21 protein-coding genes are annotated in these 18830 nt (G+C 63.4%); 5 read left to right on the forward strand and 16 right to left on the reverse strand.

What is annotated here, in order from left to right; all coding sequences use genetic code 11:
• Positions 1-8: 8 nt before the first annotated feature.
• From GBJ34_RS08800 to hslO, 6 genes are all read right to left on the reverse strand, one after another.
• The gene (locus GBJ34_RS08800; protein WP_151718897.1) at positions 9-1229 is read right to left on the reverse strand and encodes a class I SAM-dependent RNA methyltransferase; all 1221 of its coding nucleotides are present in this window, start codon (positions 1227-1229) and stop codon (positions 9-11) included.
• Positions 1226-3070, reverse strand: a complete 1845-nt coding sequence (locus tag GBJ34_RS08805; protein ID WP_151718898.1) for an ABC transporter ATP-binding protein — start codon at positions 3068-3070, stop codon at positions 1226-1228. The genes GBJ34_RS08800 and GBJ34_RS08805 overlap by 4 nt, the downstream gene beginning before the upstream one ends.
• Entirely contained in the window at positions 3067-4920 is a 1854-nt protein-coding gene (locus GBJ34_RS08810) for an ABC transporter ATP-binding protein (protein ID WP_151718899.1), read from the reverse strand. Before GBJ34_RS08810 ends, GBJ34_RS08805 begins: the two co-directional genes overlap by 4 nt.
• Before the next feature lie 61 nt (positions 4921-4981).
• Positions 4982-6124: a CCA tRNA nucleotidyltransferase gene (locus GBJ34_RS08815; protein WP_151718900.1), complete on the reverse strand. Its 1143-nt coding sequence runs from the start codon at positions 6122-6124 to the stop codon at positions 4982-4984.
• Positions 6121-6714, reverse strand: a complete 594-nt coding sequence (locus GBJ34_RS08820) for a CoA pyrophosphatase (RefSeq protein WP_151718901.1) — start codon at positions 6712-6714, stop codon at positions 6121-6123. Before GBJ34_RS08820 ends, GBJ34_RS08815 begins: the two co-directional genes overlap by 4 nt.
• A complete protein-coding gene (gene hslO / locus GBJ34_RS08825; RefSeq protein WP_151718902.1) occupies positions 6704-7705 on the reverse strand; it encodes an Hsp33 family molecular chaperone HslO in 1002 nt (333 codons plus the stop codon). The genes GBJ34_RS08820 and hslO overlap by 11 nt, the downstream gene beginning before the upstream one ends.
• A 72-nt stretch (positions 7706-7777) precedes the next feature.
• Between hslO and GBJ34_RS08830 the strand changes: the two genes are divergently transcribed.
• A complete protein-coding gene (locus tag GBJ34_RS08830) occupies positions 7778-8248 on the forward strand; it encodes an NUDIX hydrolase (RefSeq protein WP_151718903.1) in 471 nt (156 codons plus the stop codon).
• Here the strand turns inward: GBJ34_RS08830 and GBJ34_RS08835 are convergent.
• Positions 8226-9470: a PP2C family protein-serine/threonine phosphatase gene (locus GBJ34_RS08835; RefSeq protein ID WP_151719157.1), complete on the reverse strand. Its 1245-nt coding sequence runs from the start codon at positions 9468-9470 to the stop codon at positions 8226-8228. The two genes, GBJ34_RS08830 and GBJ34_RS08835, sit on opposite strands and share 23 nt — an antisense overlap.
• Before the next feature lie 198 nt (positions 9471-9668).
• On the opposite strand from GBJ34_RS08835, the gene GBJ34_RS08840 reads away from it, so the two are divergent.
• The gene (locus tag GBJ34_RS08840; protein ID WP_151718904.1) at positions 9669-9995 is read left to right on the forward strand and encodes an Hpt domain-containing protein; all 327 of its coding nucleotides are present in this window, start codon (positions 9669-9671) and stop codon (positions 9993-9995) included.
• On the opposite strand, the gene ilvA is transcribed toward GBJ34_RS08840, so the two are convergent.
• Together ilvA and GBJ34_RS08850 are read right to left on the reverse strand one after the other, a co-directional pair.
• Positions 9996-11243 carry a threonine ammonia-lyase IlvA gene (ilvA, locus tag GBJ34_RS08845; protein WP_151718905.1) on the reverse strand — a complete coding sequence of 416 codons (1248 nt, stop codon included), beginning with the start codon at positions 11241-11243 and terminating at the stop codon, positions 9996-9998.
• 36 nt (positions 11244-11279) lie between these two features.
• Entirely contained in the window at positions 11280-12029 is a 750-nt protein-coding gene (locus tag GBJ34_RS08850; protein ID WP_151718906.1) for a hypothetical protein, read from the reverse strand.
• 122 nt (positions 12030-12151) lie between these two features.
• Here GBJ34_RS08850 and GBJ34_RS08855 point away from each other — a divergent pair, with 122 nt between their 5' ends.
• Both GBJ34_RS08855 and GBJ34_RS08860 read left to right on the forward strand, forming a co-directional pair.
• Positions 12152-13381, forward strand: coding sequence for an argininosuccinate synthase (locus GBJ34_RS08855; protein ID WP_151718907.1), 1230 nt, complete (start codon positions 12152-12154; stop codon positions 13379-13381).
• A 148-nt stretch (positions 13382-13529) separates the two neighbouring features.
• Complete coding sequence (locus GBJ34_RS08860; protein ID WP_151718908.1) at positions 13530-13808, forward strand: SCP2 sterol-binding domain-containing protein; 279 nt, start codon at positions 13530-13532, stop codon at positions 13806-13808.
• Here GBJ34_RS08860 and GBJ34_RS08865 read toward each other — a convergent pair whose 3' ends face one another.
• The 4 genes from GBJ34_RS08865 to GBJ34_RS08880 all read right to left on the reverse strand — a co-directional run bounded on the left by GBJ34_RS08865 (position 13809) and on the right by GBJ34_RS08880 (position 16013).
• Positions 13809-14114: an antifreeze protein gene (locus GBJ34_RS08865; protein ID WP_151718909.1), complete on the reverse strand. Its 306-nt coding sequence runs from the start codon at positions 14112-14114 to the stop codon at positions 13809-13811. It lies immediately after the preceding gene.
• A 114-nt stretch (positions 14115-14228) separates the two neighbouring features.
• Entirely contained in the window at positions 14229-14849 is a 621-nt protein-coding gene (ureG, locus tag GBJ34_RS08870) for an urease accessory protein UreG (RefSeq protein WP_151718910.1), read from the reverse strand.
• Positions 14846-15475: an urease accessory protein UreF gene (locus tag GBJ34_RS08875; protein WP_151718911.1), complete on the reverse strand. Its 630-nt coding sequence runs from the start codon at positions 15473-15475 to the stop codon at positions 14846-14848. The genes ureG and GBJ34_RS08875 overlap by 4 nt, the downstream gene beginning before the upstream one ends.
• Positions 15476-15479: 4 nt before the next feature.
• Positions 15480-16013 carry an urease accessory protein UreE gene (locus GBJ34_RS08880; protein WP_151718912.1) on the reverse strand — a complete coding sequence of 178 codons (534 nt, stop codon included), beginning with the start codon at positions 16011-16013 and terminating at the stop codon, positions 15480-15482.
• Between the two features lie 57 nt (positions 16014-16070).
• On the opposite strand from GBJ34_RS08880, the gene GBJ34_RS20515 reads away from it, so the two are divergent.
• Positions 16071-16244: a hypothetical protein gene (locus GBJ34_RS20515; protein WP_192931155.1), complete on the forward strand. Its 174-nt coding sequence runs from the start codon at positions 16071-16073 to the stop codon at positions 16242-16244.
• On the opposite strand, the gene ureC is transcribed toward GBJ34_RS20515, so the two are convergent.
• The 3 genes from ureC to GBJ34_RS08895 are packed head-to-tail and all read right to left on the reverse strand — an operon-like array spanning position 16241 to position 18821.
• Entirely contained in the window at positions 16241-17947 is a 1707-nt protein-coding gene (gene ureC, locus GBJ34_RS08885; RefSeq protein ID WP_151718913.1) for an urease subunit alpha, read from the reverse strand. The two genes, GBJ34_RS20515 and ureC, sit on opposite strands and share 4 nt — an antisense overlap.
• Positions 17948-18253 carry an urease subunit beta gene (locus GBJ34_RS08890; protein ID WP_151718914.1) on the reverse strand — a complete coding sequence of 102 codons (306 nt, stop codon included), beginning with the start codon at positions 18251-18253 and terminating at the stop codon, positions 17948-17950. It lies immediately after the preceding gene.
• A gap of 1 nt (position 18254) precedes the next feature.
• Positions 18255-18821 carry a HupE/UreJ family protein gene (locus tag GBJ34_RS08895; protein WP_151718915.1) on the reverse strand — a complete coding sequence of 189 codons (567 nt, stop codon included), beginning with the start codon at positions 18819-18821 and terminating at the stop codon, positions 18255-18257.
• Positions 18822-18830: the final 9 nt, after the last annotated feature.

Below are 18830 nucleotides of genomic sequence, written 5' to 3' on the forward strand. Positions count from 1 at the left end.
GCGGGGGCTCACAATGCGAAACGCGCGACCAGCTCCACATGCGGGGACCAGCGGAACTGGTCGACCACCTGCACCCAGTCGAGCTTATAGCCCGCTGCGGTCAATACCCGCGCATCGCGCGCAAAGCTGACCGGGTTGCAGGACACCATGACAATCACCGGCACCTTGGATCGGGCAAGTGTGGCAGTCTGCGCCTCGGCGCCCGCGCGGGGCGGGTCAATGACCACGGCCTCCACGCCCTTGAACTCATCGGGCTCCAGCGGCCGGCGGAACAGATCGCGAGTTTCCACCGTCACCTTGTGCAAGCCCCCCGCCATGCGCCAGCCCTTGTCGAGCGCCGTCATCATCGCCGCGTCGCCCTCCACGGCGTGGATGTCGGCCTGTTCCGCCAAAGGCAGGCTGAAAGTGCCAGACCCCGCGAACAGATCGGTGATGCGGGATGCCTTGCCCACCGCCTCGCGCACCGTGGCCAGAAGCGCGGCCTCGCCCTCGGCGGTGGCTTGCAGGAAGGCACCCGGCGGCGGTGCCACCAGCGCGCGACCAAAGCGTTGCATCGGGGCCGCGCGCAGCGCCACGACCTCATCTTCCCATGTCAGGCGCGACAGGCCATGCGCCTCGGCGATGCGGGCCAGTTGCAGATGCATGTCCGCATCCAGCGGCTTGCCGCCTTTCACCACGACATCGGGCCCGGCAAGGCTGCGCGTCACCGTCAGGTCCAGCGTGCCGCTGCGCGAGCCGCCCGCCATCACCAGCGCCTCCAGCGCGGGCATAGCCGCCATCAGATCGGGATGCAGCAATTGGCAATTCGGCACCGGGATGATGGTATCCGATCCACGCGCATGAAAGCCGATCAGGGTGCCGCCCTTGGTGCGCCGCGCGGCCAGGGTCGCCCGCCTGCGCGATCGCGGCGGCGAGGTCAGGATCGGACGCAGCGGTGCCTCCAGCCCCTGCCCGGCCAGGGCTCCGGCGGCAATGCCCTGCTTCCAGTCAGCCACCAGCCCGTCGCGCGCATGCTGCATCTGGCAGCCGCCGCAGGTTTTGGCATGGCTGCAAACCGGCTTTACCCGATCCGCCGACGGCGTCACGATCTTCACGCCCGTCAGCACATTCCCCGAAAGCTCGCCCTCAACCTCTTCGCCCGGCAGCATCCCCGGCACAAAGATCGTGCCCTCCGGCCCTTCGGCAATGCCGTCGCCATGATGGCCCAGCCGGGCGATGGTCAGTTTCATTCCGCTGCCTCTTCGGTGACGATGAAGCCCCCGGATTGCCTGTTCCAATAGCGCGCGTAAAGCCCCCCTTTCGCCAGCAGGGCCTCATGCGTGCCTTCCTCGACGATCTGGCCGCGATCCAGCACGATGATGCGGTCCATCGCGGCGATGGTCGACAGGCGATGTGCAATGGCTAGAACGGTCTTGCCCTGCATCACCCGATCCAGCGCCGCCTGAATGCTGGCCTCGACCTCGCTGTCCAGAGCCGAAGTCGCCTCGTCCAGCACAAGGATCGGTGCATCTTTCAGGAAGGCCCGCGCAAGCGCGATACGCTGCCTTTGCCCGCCAGACAGCTTCACGCCACGCTCGCCCAGAAAGGCGTCATAGCCGCGCCGCCCCTGATGATCCTCCATCGCCATGATGAACTCATGCGCCTCCGCGGCGGTGGCGGCAGCAATGATCTCGGCCTCGGAGGCATCGGGGCGGCCATAGGCGATATTGTCCCGGGCCGATCGGTTGAACATCGCGGTTTCCTGCGTGACCATGCCGATCTGACGGCGCAGGCTTTCCTGGCTGACCGAGCGCACGTCATGGCCATCCACCGAAACCCTGCCCTTTTCAGTATCATAGAGCCGCAAAAGCAGGCTGACCAAGGTGGATTTCCCCGCACCCGAGGCCCCGACGATCCCGATCTTTTCGCCACCCGGAATATGCAGGGTCACACCATGGATGCCCGCCCGGCCATGGCCATAAGCAAAGGTCACATCGTCATAGCGGATCGCGCCGGAAATCCGCCCCAGCGTGATTGCATCCGGGGCATCCGCCAGGACATGCGGCTGCGCCAGCGTGCGCATTCCATCCTCAACCTCGCCGATGCTGGTATAGATCGACATCAGGGTAAAGCTGACCCAGCCGGTCATCTGGGCGATGCGCATCGCGACAGCCCCAGCCGCCGCGATATCGCCCGCCGTGGCGTGGCCCTGCTGCCACAGCCAGACCGTGCTGCCGATCAGCACCACCGGAAGAACCCCCGCCAGCGTCATCAGCGAAAAGCGGAACCATGTGGAAATCGTGCCGAATTCGAGACTGCGCTCGCGGAACACTTCCATGCTTTTCAGCGCGACCTGATCCTCGAACGCGGCATGGGCGAACAGTTTCACCGTCTTGATATTGGTGATCGTATCGACCACCTGCCCCGAGACCATGGCCCGCGCCCCGGCCCGCGCCGCCGAATTGCGCTTCACCTTGGGCAAGAAGAACCGGATCAGCGCCAGATAGGCCAGCAGCCACAGCATCATCGCAAGCGCAATCCAGGCGTCGATCGCAATCAGGAAGATGGCGGAGCCGATCACCGAGGCCAGCGCGAAACAGACGGTGTTGATCATCTCTGTCGCGACATCGGTGGTGGCGCGCGCGGCCTGCATCTGTTTTTGCGCGATGCGGCCTGCGAAATCATTGTCGAAGAAGGTGACCGATTGGCCCAGCGTCCAGCGATGCAACCGGCTCAGCACCAGTGGCATCACATTTGGCCCGACAATGATCGAATTTGACGCGGCCGAGGCCGCGAAGGCAAGCGGCCGCAGCACCATGTAAAAGCCCAGAAACAGCAGCAACAGAGCCGCATTCTGGGTAAAGAACCCGGCCGGTCCGCCGCTCACCGCCGCATCCACCACCCAGCCAAGGATCACCGCCGAGACCACCTCGGTCGTGCCCGCCATGGCCGAGATCGCGCCCGCGACGATCAGCGGGTGCCAGGCGCCACGCAGCGACCAGCGAAAGAAGGCGCCCAGCTGTTGCGGCGGCGGCCCCTCTGCCGGATCGAAGGCGTCGATCAGCGCGCCAAGGCGTCGGGTCAGGTTCACGCCGTCTCCTCCGCGGCATCGTCAATGCCGATGAAGCCTCCCGATTGTCGGGCCCAGAACCGCGCATAAAGCCCGCCCTGTGCCAGCAATTCGGCATGGGTGCCATCTTCGGCCACGCCGCCATCCTCCAGCACCACGATGCGGTCCATTGCCGCGATGGTCGACAGGCGGTGTGCAATCGCGATCACCGTCTTGCCCTGCATCACGCCATATAGCGCCTCCTGGATCTGCGCTTCCACTTCGCTGTCCAGCGCGCTTGTCGCCTCATCCAGAATGAGGATCGGCGCATCCTTCAGGATAACCCGCGCGAGGCCCACACGCTGGCGCTGCCCGCCCGACAGCTTGACCCCACGTTCGCCGACATGGGCGTCGTAGCCCTTGCGCCCCTGCGGATCCTCCAGCGTCAGGATGAAATCATGCGCCTCGGCCCGCTTGGCAGCGGCGATCATCGCCTCCTCGCTGGCATCGGGGCGGCCATAGAGAATGTTCTCCCGGACCGAGCGATGCAACAGGCTCGAATCCTGCTGAACCATACCGATTTCGCGGCGCAAGCTGTCTTGCGTGACATGGGCGATGTCCTGACCATCGATCAGAATCCGCCCCGCCTCGCAATCATAGAAGCGCAGCATCAACTTGACCAAGGTCGATTTGCCCGCCCCCGAACGCCCGACCACGCCGATCCGTTCCCCCGGCCGGATGGTCAGACTGATATCGCGCAAGCCCCCGCTGCCGCGCCCGTAATGATGCGACACGCCTTCAAATTTCACCTCGCCCTTGCTCAGCTGCAATGCCTGGGCACCGCCCGCATCGACAAGGCCGATGGGCTGGGTGATGGTCTCCATCCCCTCCTGCACCACGCCAAGCGCCTGCACAAGCGAGGTGGTTGCCCACATGATCCAATAGGTCATGTTGTTCAACCGGAGCACCAGTGCGGTTGCCGCCGCCACCGTGCCAACACTTGCCGCGCCCTGATACCACAGCAACAACGACCAGCCGGTGATCGACACGATCAGGAAGCCGTTCAGCACCGTCAGCGCGAGATCCATCTTGGTGATGATGCGCATTTCCTGCTGGAAGGTGGTGCGGGCGTTCTCGATCGCCTCGGTGGCGTGGCGCATCTCCATATCGTGATGCGCAAACAGCTTCACCGAATGGATATTGGTATAGGCGTCGACCACACGCCCCGTCACCGCCGAGCGCGCGTCGGAACTGGCCTTGGCCGCGGGCCCTGCACGACGCAGGGTCCAACGCACCAGCGCCGCATAAAGCAGCAACCAGACAATCATCGGCAGCAACAGCCGGATATCGGCCCCCGCTAGCATGATCGCGGCACCGACCATGGTGACGCTGGCAAAGGCCACGGCATCGAAGGTCTGGAACACCGCGTCTCCGGCCGCCGGCGGCGTCTGCATCACCCGGTTGGCGATCCGCCCGGCGAAATCGCCCTCAAACCATCCGACAGGCTGGCGCATCACATGGTCATGCGCGCGGAACCGGATCATCGTGCCAAAGTTCGGCAGGATCGTATTGTGCAAAAGTGCGACGTTAGAGATGATCAGCATCGGTCGCACGATCAGCACGAACAGCCCGACCAGAATGATCTCGGTGCCATAATCGGCCCAGACCTGCGCCGGGCCACCCTGGCTCAGCAGATCGACCAGACGCCCGACATACCAGATCATCGCCACATCCATCGCAGAGGCGATCACCGACAGCACCGCCGTAGCCGCAAACACCTTGCGGAACGGGCGGATATAATCCCGCAGGAACGGCCAGAGCTTTCGCGGCGGCGTGTCGCTGCGCGCATAAGCCTGATAAGGGTCAACCAGCCCTTCAAAAAAGCGGAACATGTCGAAGAGCCTCCCCTAGAGCGGAGGCCTCATATAGTCCTTTTTGCGCAGAAGGAAAAGTTCAGCCCAGCAGATCCTGCCTGGTTGCGCGCAGGTCAGATGCGAACCAGAGCTGTTCCAGTTCTTTCAGCCGCGCGCCAAGCGCCGCACCAGTCAGCGCGGGCATCAGATCGGCGGAGCCCACAGGGAAACGCGCATCCGCCCCGCGCGCAACCTCGCCCTGCCAGCCGGGCGGCGGCGGGGCACCGATCATCGCGGCACGGGCAAGGATCGCATCTGCGGCCAGGTGCGATTTCAGGCGATACCCCAGAACGGCGGCGCTGCCATCTTCGCGCGATGCGTCTCTAAGCAGGCCAAAATCGCGACTTTCCGCCCGCGACAGCCGCCAGATATCAGACGGATCTTCGCCCCCCAGCACCGCCAGACGCCGCAGCCAGCGTGGCGGCAGATCAGCTTCCAGATGCACCAGAGGCGCAAGGGCCCGGTGATCCGCCCCGGGCAGCACATGCGCTAGGATCCCCGCCTGTGCCATGGCGGCTACGGCGGGCCCAGGGTCGGGCGCCGCCAAAAGCTTGCGCATCTCGGCCCCGATCCGCTCGGCGGAAAGCGTCTCTATTCCGGCAGAAAGGGCCGCACAGGCTGCCAGCCCCTCGGCATCGATCCCATGATCCGGGTCGCCATACCAGGCGTGAAAGCGGAAGAACCGCAGGATGCGCAGATAATCCTCGCGGATGCGGGTTTCGGCATCGCCCACAAAGCGCAGACGGCGCGCCAGAAGATCAGGCAACCCGCCGAGCGGATCGATCACGGTGCCATCGGCTTCGGCATAAAGCGCATTCATGGTGAAATCGCGCCGCTTCGCATCTTCCTCGATCTGGCCGGAAAACGCCACCACTGCGCGGCGCCCATCGGTTTGCACATCGCGGCGAAAGGTTGTCACCTCATGCGGGATGCCACCGGCAATCACCGTCACCGTGCCATGCGCAATGCCTGTGGGCACCACCTTGAAACCGGCCTTTTTGGCAATATCAGAGACTGTTTCGGGCAAGGCATCGGTTGCAAGATCGATATCTGAGACCGGCACCCCCAGCAGCGCATTGCGCACACAACCGCCCACGAACAGCGCGCGATGGCCTGTCTGTGAAAGCGCCCGGCACAGGGCTTGGGTGCCCCCACGCGTGATCCAATCATCCTCGATTCTCATGCCATCCGCTCCGCCAGGGCGCGCAGCATCCGCGCGGTTGCGCCCCAGATGTAATAGGGGCCATAGGGCACAGCGTAATAGCGCCGCCACTGGCCAAGCCAGATACGTTGTTCGATGCGGAAATTGCGCCGGTCTGACAGATGTGCCAGCGGAACCTGAAACACTTCAGCCACTTCACCCGCCTGCGCGCGGGGTGCAAAGGCATCGCGGATATGGCCCAGAATCGGCGTCACGGCATAGCCGGTCACGGTTTCATGCGCGGGCAGGCGGCCGATGACCTGAACCTGTGCCGGATCCAGTCCGACCTCCTCATCCGCCTCGCGCAACGCGGCTGCCTCGGGCGATGCATCAGAGGTCTCGATCTTGCCACCGGGAAAGGCGATCTGGCCGGGATGGTGCTTCAGCCCCGAGGCGCGCTTGGTCAGCAGGACAGACGGCCCCGCCGCCCCATCGCAGATGCCGATCAAGACCGCTGCCGCCCGCAGCTTGCGCCCGGGCGGCAGGGTGATTTCTGGGTTCAGATCGTAATCCGAACTGTCGAGACCCGCGCGCGGCGGGTCCAGCAGGCGCGCCAGATCCTCAGGCGCCATCCTGCTCTGCCTTCCGGGCCTCAAAGCCCAGCGTTGCCGGATCGAACTCGTAATGCGCGCCGCAGAACTGGCAATCGGCGGTCACGATCCCCTCGGGCGTGGTCATGTGGCGCAAGTCCTTGGCCGAATAGATCGACATCGCATCTCGCACCTTCTGCGCCGAGCAGGAACAGCCAAAGCGCACCGGCTGCGCGTCAAAGACGCGCGGTTGCTCCTCATGGAACAGGCGGATCAGCAGATCGGTCGGCGCGACGCTTGGCCCGATCAGCTCCATCTCTTCGACGGTGTCGAGCAGATGGTTCACGCGGTTCCAGTTGTCGCCCTCTTCGCCCTGCACGATATCGCTGGATTGCAACAAGCCGTCCGCGCCCGAGCCGCCATCATGCGCAACAAAGGGCGAGGCCTTGGGCATATGCTGGATCATCACGCCGCCTGCACGCCAATGCGGGGCGCCCCCCGGCATCTGGCTTTGGCCATAGGTCAGGGCAAAGCGCGTCGGCAGCTGCTCCGACTGGGCGAAATAGGTCTGGGCGCAATCGGCCAGCGAATCGCCGGTCAGCGGCGTGATGCCCTGATAGGGCGTCATCCCCTGCCCCTGATCGATCACGATCACGAAATAGCCCGGGCCCAGCAGATCGAAGGGTTTCTCGACCTGTTCCAGCTGGTCTGCCTCAAAATGGGCATAGGCGCGAATGCGCGCGGGCTGGCCATCCTCGGTCGGGCCATAGTAATCGGTCGCAACCATTTTCACCGCGCCGGTGCCGCGGATCTGCAATGACAACCGCCAGCGCAGCTTGATGGTCTGCCCGATCAGCGCGGTCAGAAGCGCGGCCTCCGAGACCAACGCCTCGATCTGCGGCGGGTAGGCATGTTGCTTCAACACCTGATCCAGCACACCATCCAGCCGGGCCACGCGGCCGCGGATATCCGACAGGTCAAGTTGAAATGGCAGGACGGTATCGTCCCAGGCGATCTGCGTTCCGATGGTCATGGGGGTTTCCTGATAGCGCCGGTGCTGGCATATCCCGTTCATATAGGGACGGCAAGATCGGGGCCCAAGGGTATGATACGACGCTATGGTGAGGCGGTAAGGGCAGGACAGCGCTACAAGCGGCGGCCCGGGGTCTATGCGGTGCTGCTGGAGGGCGATCAGATCCTGACCACCTTCCAATCCGCGCCAAAGCCCGAGTTTCAATTGCCCGGTGGTGGCATCGACCCCGGCGAGCATCCGATTGCCGCCCTGCATCGCGAGGTGATGGAGGAAACCGGCTGGACCATCCGCATCGAGCGACGGCTCGGGGCCTTTCGCCGTTTCTGCTTCATGCCCGATTATGATCTATGGGCCGAAAAGGTCTGTAGCATCTATCTGGCCCGCCCGGTGCGCCCGCATGGCCCCCCGACCGAACCGGGCCATCGCGCGGTCTGGCTGCCGGCATGGGAGGCGCATGACCTGCTGGGCAATGCGGGCGACCGTGCCTTTTTGCGGCACGCCCTGACGCGAATGCCAGGCATTATCCCGGCTGCGCCCCGGTGAACTGAAACAGCACGCCCGAGACATCATCGGGGAAGTCGCCGCCGCCCGCATGTGCGTTCAACGCCCAAACCAGCGCCTCCAACAGATCGGGTGCGGCCAGGCTCGCATGATCGCGCAGGAAGCGGCACAGCCCCTCGGCCCCGAATTCCGCACCCGCAGGATCCGGGCATTCGGTCACGCCATCCGACATGAGAAACAGCCGGTCACCAGGCTCCAGCACGGTATCAACCCGATCAAAAATGACATTGGGCAACAGGCCGATCGGCATACCGCCCTGCCCCAACTCCTCCACGGTGCCAGAGCGGCGGATTAGCATCGGATGCGGGTGCCCCGCCTGCACCAGCATCACCTTGCCGGTCAGCAGATCGATCTCGGCATAGGCCATGGTGAAATACTGTTCCACCTGGATGTCATCCAGCATCATCCGGTTCAGCCGCCAGGCCACCATTTCCGGCGGCCAGGCCCCGCGATTGCCGTCAACCCCGCCGGTCAGCGCGATGTTCTGATCGGGGGCAGATCCCGACAGCAGCCCCGCCAGCCGCGCCGTCATCATCGCCGAGGCCACGCCATGGCCCGAAACATCGACGGAATAGACCGCGATCCGCCGCGCGCTGATATCAAAGAACCCGGCCAGATCCCCACCGACATGGCCCGAGGGGCGCAACAGGATCGAGGCGCTGCCACCCGAAAACTGGCGGTTGCGTTCGCGCACAAGGGTTTGTTGCAGCTTGCGCGCCTCGATCAGATCGCGATCCAGCGAATCATAGATCACGCGCAATTCTTCCAGCGTGGCCCCGATCAGCCGATTCTTCTCGATCAGTTCGTGCTGCATCCCGATGATCCGCTCCCCCGCGCGCAGGCGCGCGCGCAATTCATCTGGATTGACCGGCTTGGTCAGAAAATCATCCGCACCACCATCCAGCCCATCTGCAATTTCGCCTTTTTCGGATTTGGAGGTGAGCAGGACGAAATACCCATATCCTTCACGCGGCAAGGCTCTGAAAGCCTTACAGAATTCCAACCCGGTCATGCCGGGCATCACCCAATCCGACAACACGATATCGAAGGCCTGCGCGGCGCAGATCCGCAGCGCCTCCTCGGCGGAGGCGGCCTCGGACACCTCATAGCCCCAGCGTTGCAGGGAAAGGGTCAGCACCCGCCGCTGCGCCCGGCTGTCATCGACAACCAGCACCCGTCGCGGGCCTTGCGCCACCGGAGCCACTTTCGGAACATGCCGGTTTGAATAGCGCACATCTGCCCCCGCGAAGATCTGGCGGACAGTCTGCACATCCGTCGCTTAAGAGAGGGTGAACGATCAAATGCCCCGTTTCACACCTACGGATCCAAAGTCGGCATAACCGTTTCTTAAGGCAGCTGCCCCATGATGAAGATGGGTGGATCACGCAGAGAGGGGATCGGGATGATCGATTGGAGCAGGGTAGACGAATTATGCGCCGAGGTGGGCGAAGAAGGGTTTGATGAGGTTGTAAGCCTGTTCCTGGAAGAAACCGACGAGGCGATCGCCCGGATCGGCATAGATCCTGCGAACCTGGGTGCAGATCTGCATTTCCTGAAGGGCGGCGCGCTCAATCTCGGGCTGAGCGCGCTGGCGCTGAGCTGCCAGGACGGTGAGCGGCATTGTGCCGAAGGGTGTGGTGACGCCTTCGATCTTGCGGGGCTGCGACAGCTTTACGAAGACTCGCGGCATGCCCTTGTTCAAGGACTGGCCCGCCGGAAGGCTGCTTGATCAGATCAGAAACTCGGCCAAAGCCTCGTCCCCGGTGATATCGCGATATGTAAAGCCTGCCTGATCCAGCCGCGCGGTCAGGTGGGTGAATTGCGCGGCCTGACGTGTTTCGATCCCGATCAGGATGGAACCAAAGTTGCGCGCGGATTTCTTCAGATACTCGAACCGGGTAATGTCATCCTCTGGCCCCAGCATGTTCAGAAATTCGCGCAGCGCCCCGGGTCGCTGCGGCATCCGCAGGATGAAATACTTCTTGAGCCCGGAATAGCGCTGCGCCCGTTCCTTCACCTCGGGCAAGCGTTCGAAATCGAAGTTGCCACCAGAGGTCACACAGACCACCGTCTTGCCCTTGATGCTGTCAGCCAGCACCGGCAGCACATCGACCGACATCGCCCCGGCCGGTTCCAGAACGATGCCTTCGACATTCAGCATCTCCAGCATGGTGATGCAGATGCGATCCTCGGGCGCCAACAGAACCTGCGCAGGATCGGCCCATTTCAGGGCGTCAAAGGTCCGCCCCCCCAGCCGTGCCACCGCCGCACCGTCCACAAAGCTGTTGACCCTTGGCAGGGTCACCGGCTCACCCGCCTGCAATGCAGCGGTCAGGCTTGCGCCCCCCAACGGCTCCACAAAGCGGAAATCGGTCTGCGGCGCGACCTCGCGCAGATAGCGCGTGACGCCGGAGGCCAGCCCACCGCCGCCCACCGGCAGGATCACCAGATCCGGTGCGCTGCCCAGCTGATCGAACATCTCGACCGCGACGCTCGCCTGTCCCTCGATCACATCGCCATCATCGAAGGGAGACAGGAAATGCGCGCCCATCTCGCGGCAATAGGTCTGGCTGGCGGCCAGGGTCTGGTCGAAATAGTCGCCGGTCAGCACGATTTCGACCGCGCCCCCCCCGAAGGTGCGGGTCTTGTCGATCTTCTGCTGCGGCGTGGTGACCGGCATGAAGATCGTGCCCTTCACCCCGAAATGCCGACACGCATAAGCCACGCCCTGGGCATGATTGCCGGCACTTGCACAGACGAACTGACGCTGTTCGGGTGCGGCCTCGCGCACCTTGCGCATGGCGTTGAAGGCCCCGCGCAGCTTGTAGCTGCGCACCGGCGTCAGATCCTCGCGCTTGAGGTAAATCTCGGCTCCATAGCGCGCCGACAGATGGTCGTTGCGCTGCAAGGGGGTGGGATCAAACAGGTCGCGCAGGGCTGCCGTGGTGAGGCGGGCGTTGTTGACAAAATCGGTCATGCACAGGGTTTGCCGCGCCTGACAGGAATTGGCAAGTCAGACCAGCGGCCGTTTCTCGATGTAATGGCCATAAAGCGTGGTCAGGATCGAGGCCGAGACCATCAGTTGCACCCAGCCCGTCGCCAATTCCCACAGCATTGCGATCATGGACCCCGGAGACATCAGCGACAGCGGCGTGCTGAGCACGATGCCGATCAGCCCGGTGAAGAAGGCAAGGATCAGCACGGTCTGGGTTTCGCCAGTGGTCGCGACCCAGCCATCGGCAAAGCCGGTCTTGCGGTTCAGCGCCACACCCGGCAGCGCCGTGCTGAGGCGATACAGCACCGCAAAGGCCGCAACGATCGTGATCAGCATCGCAAGCCAGGCAGCGACGGGTTGCTGCCCCAGCGTGGACACCAGAAGGATGCTCGCCGCAATGAAGACCACAGCGGCCAGTGCCACCACAACCAGCCCGATCAGCAGCGACCAGGCCCCATAATCGGCAATCCGCGCCAGATTGAAAGCGGGGATATAGCCATTCGGACGTTCGCCCAGCAGCACGAAGCGATGCCACGAAACCGCAATCCAGAGGGTGCAGACCAGCATCACCAGCACGACCACCAGAACGGCCAGCGCGCGGTCGGGCGTGATGTCGGTCGCGGTCGGGTCGATGCTGCCGGGCGTCACGCCCAATCCGACCGCCACCGCCAGTTGCACGAGATACAGCAGGCCCGAGACATGCAATGCCTCCGGCAAGTTGCCGAAAACCTGCCGGATCGAATGGACGAAAATTGCCCAGGCCTTCATCTGTCACTCCTTCCGCGTCTGGCGTCACTCAAGTCAGAGCCTCACGCCCCTGTCAACCTGTGGCACCGCTTGCTCTTGCGGGGATTTCCCTTTAATCGCAGGCAAAACCGATGGAGCGGCCCATGTCCAAGCCCAAGAAAGTCGTGCTCGCCTATTCCGGCGGCCTTGATACCTCGATCATCCTGAAATGGCTTCAGACCGAATATGGCTGCGAAGTCATCACCTTTACGGCCGATCTGGGTCAGGGCGAAGAGTTGGAACCGGCCCGCGCCAAGGCCGAGTTGATGGGCATCAAGCCCGAGAATATCCATATCGTCGATGTGCGCGAGGAATTCGTGCGCGATTTCGTCTTCCCGATGTTCCGCGCCAATGCGGTTTATGAGGGGCTCTATCTTCTCGGCACCTCTATCGCGCGGCCGCTGATCTCCAAACATCTGGTGGAGATTGCACAGCGCCACGGCGCTGACGCTGTAGCGCATGGCGCAACCGGCAAGGGCAATGATCAGGTCCGGTTCGAGCTGTCTGCGCTGGCACTGGACCCGTCGATCCATGTGATTGCGCCGTGGCGCGAATGGGATCTGACCTCGCGCACCAAACTTCTGGAATTTGCCGAGGCAAACCAGATCCCGATCGCCAAGAACAAGCGCGGTGAGGCACCTTTCTCGGTTGATGCCAATCTCCTGCACACCTCGTCCGAGGGCACCGTGCTGGAAGATCCGGCGATCGAGGCCCCCGATTACGTTGCCCAACGCATCGTTGCGGTGGAGGATGCCCCGAACGAGCCCGAATTCATCGAAGTCACTTTCGAGAAGGGGGATGCAGTCGCAATCAACGGCGAGGCGCTGTCGCCCGCCACGATGCTGACGCGCCTGAACGAATATGGCGCCAAGCACGGCATCGGCCTGCTGGATTTCGTCGAGAACCGCTTTGTTGGCATGAAGTCGCGCGGCGTCTATGAAACCCCCGGCGGCACCATTCTGCTGGAAGCGCATCGCGGCATCGAACAGATCACGCTGGATAGCGGGGCGGGTCACCTGAAGGATTCGATCATGCCGCGCTATGCGGAACTGATCTATAACGGCTTCTGGTTCAGCCCCGAGCGCGAGGCGCTGCAAGCCCTTATCGACAAGACGCAGGAACATGTCACCGGCACCGTGAAGCTGAAACTTTACAAGGGTGTGGCCCGCACCGTGGCGCGTTGGTCGGATCATTCGCTTTACAGCGAAAAGCATGTGACCTTCGAGGAAGATGCAGGTGCCTATGATCAGAAAGACGCCGCAGGCTTCATCCGCCTGAACGCGCTGCGCCTGAAGCTGATCGCGACGCGCAATGCCCGCGTGGCCAAGAAATAAGCAAGGCACGGCCTTGATGTGATGACAGGGTCGCCCTTCGGGGCGGCCTTTTTCACATGACGCAACGGCGCATCTGCGGCTGACGCGACGACCGGATTGCCCCGCGGGAAGCTCCCCCGCTAGCTGGTGAAAACCGGAAAGGGGCTTTATGGAACAGATCGCCGCAGATATCCGCAAGGTGCTGGAAAGCCGCAGCTTCAGTGGAAGCCTGAAATTTGATTGCGGCGCAGAGGGTGTGATCGTGCTGGCGAATGGCACAGCCTCCACCGCCGATCGGGAGGCCGATTGTACGCTGCGCCTCAGCCGCGACAATCTTGTCAGCCTGCTGAAAGGCAAACTCAACCCGATGATGGCGCTGGCCACCGGCAAGCTGAAGCTCAGTGGCAACCCGGCTGTGGCGATGGGTCTGGTGAAACTGCTGGGGTGATCAGAGTTTCGGGCCACGCGCCTGCAGGCGGCGCAGATTGGCGCGGGTGCGGCGGCGCACGGGTTGGAGCGCCGCCAGCGCGACCGCCCCGCCATCACGCCCCCGCAACATCGCGGTGCTGGCCAGGGCCGCCGATTGCATCACGGCCTCGGTCTTTTCCTGCACCATGCGCAGCGTTTCACCCGGTGTCACATTCCACAGCCCGGCCATGCCCCATAGGCGCATGGCAATGACCATCTGCGCCTCGGCAATCATCACCCCTGTCTGCGTTGACAGTCGGGCCGCTTGAAAGGGGGTCACGAACATTCTGGTCACCTGTCGCCGATCTCAAGCGGTGACCATGACAGGCGAATGACAGCTTACAAGGCTGACGTAGGGTTAACTCAACCAAAGTCGTAGAACGGCAAAGTCGCAGAGCGGCTAGGCCAGGCGCAACCCGCCCTCATGTTCCAGAAATCTCGTGATGTCCTCGATACCTTGCCCATGGCGCAACCGCGCCATGACATAAGGTCGCGCCCCACGCGCATGACGCGTATCCGCTTCCAGCACATCCAGATCCACCCCGACATGCGGTGCCAGATCGGTCTTGTTCACCACCAGAAGGTCCGAACGCGCCAAACCCGGCCCACGTTTGCGCGGAATGTCCTGCCCCGCCGCCGTGTCGATGACATAGATCGTGAGGTCGGCCAGTTCGGGCGAGAAGGTCGCCGCCAGATTGTCACCGCCGGACTCGATCAGGATCAGGTCCAGATCGGTGAATTGCGCCCGCAGATCGGCAATGGCGGCAAGATTGATGCTGGCATCCTCACGGATCGCGGTATGGGGGCAACCGCCGGTTTCCACACCGCGAATACGCTCTGACGGCAGGACCTGCGCGCGGGTCAGATATTCGGCATCCTCGCGCGTGTAGATGTCATTGGTCACCACCGCCATGGAGCAGCGATGCGCCAGGGCCCGGCACAGCTTTTCGGTCAGCGTGGTCTTGCCCGCACCAACGGGGCCGCCGATGCCGACGCGCAGGGGTCCATTCGGGCTTGTCATGTGCGGAAGATCCTTACGTCCAGCGTTTCATGCATCATCATCGCCATATCCGCCCCGGGGGTGAAGGTCGCGATCTCGTCCAGCGGCGTGGCGGCGGCCCGGGTGGCGATCCCGGCAATCAGGGGCGCAAGACGCGCCAGAATGGCCTGTGCCTGCGATTGGCCCAGCGGCAGGAACCGCGTCGCGGCAGAAATCATCTGTGCCGCCGATCCTTGCAGAAACAGTGCCAGAGCCTCCCCCACCGTCACATCCAAGCCCCGCAGCGCAAGGCCAACAGCCACCGGATAGGGCCGTATAGAGACGTTTTCACCGCGGATCTCGCTCATCAGCGCGGTAAAGGCCCGGCCCTGTTCCATCAACTCGATATCCCGCTCGGCCGAGCTTGCCAGCGCCCGGATCAGGTCCGACAGCATATCAGGATCCGCCCCCGCCATGGCCTGCGCGACAAAGACGGCATCCATCTGCGGTGAGCCAAAGCGCAAGACATCGCGCAGCCAGACCTCGACATCCGCCGCATTGCGGATGGTGCCCTCCGCCATCACCTGTTCCAGCCCCTGCGAATAGGCAAAGCTGCCGATGGGAAAGGCGGGCGACAGCCATTGTATCAGGCGCAGCCGGTCTTCCATCGCGTCATCCGTGGCTGTGAAACACGCCGTCACCATGGTGGTGCAGACCAAAGGCCTGTCCGTCAGGATCATGTGAGCCATGGTCGTGGCCCCCATGTTCATGCCCCATCGTGCGGCCATGACCATAAGCACCGCCCTCGGGGTGGAAGGGCGCGACACGCAGGGTCAGGCGCGCGCCCAGCCCGGTCAGCATCTTTTCCAGCACATGATCGCGGCGGATCACCAGGTGATCGGCGCCAATCTGGCAGGGCGTGTGCCGGTTTCCGATATGCCAGGCAAGACGTGGCAGATCACCCCGCACCTCCACCACCGGCTCTTCAGCGGCAATCACCACGATCAACCGCCCGTCGGACAGCTCGAACGCGTCACCCTGATCCACCCCGGTCGTGGCCTTCAGATCGACCAGAAACCCGGTGCCATCCTCGGCTTCAAGCCGCTTGCGGCGCAGCAGCCGCGCGTCATAGCCAAGGATCACCCGGCCATCGGCGCGCAACCAGGTGCCTGCCGGTCGGATCTGATGCGCGGTCAATTGTGCCATGATTCGTTAACCTTCGGATCGCAGGGTGGTCGGGTCTTGCACAGAAAGGGGCCTTTCATGCGGAAACCCGACCCGGAAGAGGAACTGATGGCGCTGCGCGCCCTTTTGCGGCGATTGCGCGCCGCCGACACTGAAGGGGACAGTATCGATGATGACACAGAAGTCCGGCCGCTGCTGACCTCGCGACCAGGCTGTCCGATCCGCCGTCTGGTGCCGCGCCTTCTGCATTAGAACAGGAAATAGCGCTGCGCCAAAGGCAGCTCCACCGCTGGCATACAGGTCAGCAGCTCGCCATCGGCGCGGACCTCATAGGTTTCGGGATGCACCTCGATATGGGGTGTGGCTGCATTCAGCCGCATGTCGGATTTCCCGATCTTGCGGGTGTTTTCCGCCGCATAGAGCCGTTTTTGAAGCCCCAATTCGGCCCCGAGCCCGCCTGCCAGCGCCGCCGCTGACAAAAACGTGGCGCTGCTCATGTGCCGGGCGCGCCCCAAAGCCCCGAACATCGGGCGCGAATAGATCGGCTGCACCGGGATCGAGCCATTGGGATCCCCCATCTGGGCCACCACGATCATTCCGCCCATCAGGACCATCTCGGGCTTGGCCCCAAAGAAGGCCGGGTTCCAGATCACCAGATCGGCGCGCTTGCCGACCTCGACAGATCCGATATGCCGCGACAGACCATGGGTGATCGCCGGGTTGATGGTGTATTTCGCGATGTAACGCCGGACGCGGATATTATCATTCGCGCCGGTCTCTTCCGCCAACCGCCCGCGCTGCAACTTCATCTTGTGGGCGGTCTGCCAGGTGCGGGTAATCACCTCGCCGATGCGACCCATCGCCTGACTGTCAGAGGAAATCACCGAAAACGCGCCCATATCATGCAGGATGTCTTCGGCAGCGATCGTTTCCTTGCGGATGCGGCTTTCGGCAAAGGCCACATCTTCGGGGATCGACCGATCCAGATGATGGCAGACCATCAGCATATCCAGATGCTCCTCCACCGTGTTCACGGTATAGGGCATCGTCGGATTGGTCGAAGACGGGATGACGTTCTGGCTGCTGACCACCTTCATGATGTCAGGCGCGTGGCCGCCCCCTGCGCCTTCGGTATGGAAGGCATGAATGGTGCGGCCCTTGATCGCGGCCAGCGTGTTTTCCACGAAGCCGGATTCGTTCAGCGTGTCGGTATGGATCATTACCTGCACATCCATATCGTCGGCCACCGTCAGGCAGCAATCGATGGCGGCAGGCGTGGTGCCCCAATCCTCATGCAGTTTCAGCGCGCAGGCCCCGGCATTGACCATTTCGATCAACCCTTCGGGGCGCGAGGCATTGCCCTTGCCCGATACCCCGAAATTCATCGGGATCTCGTCCAGCGCCTGCAACATGCGGTGGATATGCCATGGCCCCGGCGTGCAGGTGGTGGCCAATGTGCCATGCGATGGCCCGGTGCCGCCGCCCAGCATGGTAGTGACGCCGGAATGCAGCGCATCCTCGGCCTGCTGCGGACAGATGAAATGGATATGCGCATCCATCCCGCCCGCGGTCACGATCCGTCCCTCGCCCGCGATCACATCAGTCGAAGGCCCGATGATGATGGTGACGCCTGGCTGGGTATCGGGATTTCCGGCTTTGCCGATGGCCGCAATCATCCCGTCACGCAACCCGATATCGGCCTTGTAGATGCCGGTATGATCCAGGATCAGCGCATTGGTGATGACGGTATCCACCGCCCCGCCCGCACGCGGGATCTGGCTTTGCCCCATCCCGTCCCGGATCACCTTGCCGCCGCCGAACTTCACCTCCTCGCCATAGATCGTCAGATCGCGCTCGACCTCGATGAACAGCTCAGTATCGCCAAGACGGACGCGGTCGCCGGTGGTCGGACCATACATCGCGGCATAGGCCGGGCGCGAGATTTTCACCGCCATTCAAAGATCCCCCATGACCTGCTGGTTGAAGCCGAAGACCCGGCGCAGACCGGCCAGGGGCACCAGCCGCACCTCGCGGCTTTGCCCCGGTTCAAACCGGACCGCGGTGCCAGAGGCGATATCCAGCCGCTTGCCGCGCGCAGCCGTCCGGTCAAAGCTGAGCCCGGCATTGGTTTCGGCAAAATGGTAATGGCTGCCAACCTGGATCGGCCGATCGCCGGTATTGGCCACCATCAACACGGTGACCTCTGCCCCGTCATTCAGGATCAGGTGGCCCTCGGCCGCAACAAGCTCGCCCGGGATCATGTCAGCCCCCGATCGCGAGGATAACGCCGCCCAGCGCCGTCAGCCCACCCAAGACGCGCGGCAGCACCCCACGCGCAAAGCGCATCAGGGTCGCCCCGATGGCGACACCGGCCAGATGCAGCCCCATGGTCATCAGGGCAAAGCCCGCGGCATAGGCCGCAAGCCCGGTAGCTGGCCCCTCGGCCCCGTGGGCATGACCATGGAATACGCCGAAAATTACCACAAAAATAATGGCATGGGTCAGTTTCGGCTTCAGCGCCAGCGCGGCGGCCACCCCCAGCACCACGATAGAGGCCAGGATCATCGGCTCCACCCCCGGCAGCGGAATGCCCAGCGCGCCGGCCAGACCGCCCGCAATCATCGCCGCCACAAAGGCCAGCGGCAGCGCCCAGATCGCGCGCCCGCCAATCATCACCGCCCAAAGGCCGACCGCGACCATGGCCAGAACATGGTCCAGCCCGCCTGCAGGATGGGCCAGTCCCGAGGCAAAGGGGCTGTGAATCGGCGCGCCGCCATGGGCCAGCGCCATATGGGGAAGCAACAGCAGCGGCAGCAGGATGCGTTTCATGTTTGTCTC

The organism is Gemmobacter serpentinus (assembly GCF_008973825.1).
GTDB classification, from domain to species: domain Bacteria; phylum Pseudomonadota; class Alphaproteobacteria; order Rhodobacterales; family Rhodobacteraceae; genus Gemmobacter; species Gemmobacter serpentinus.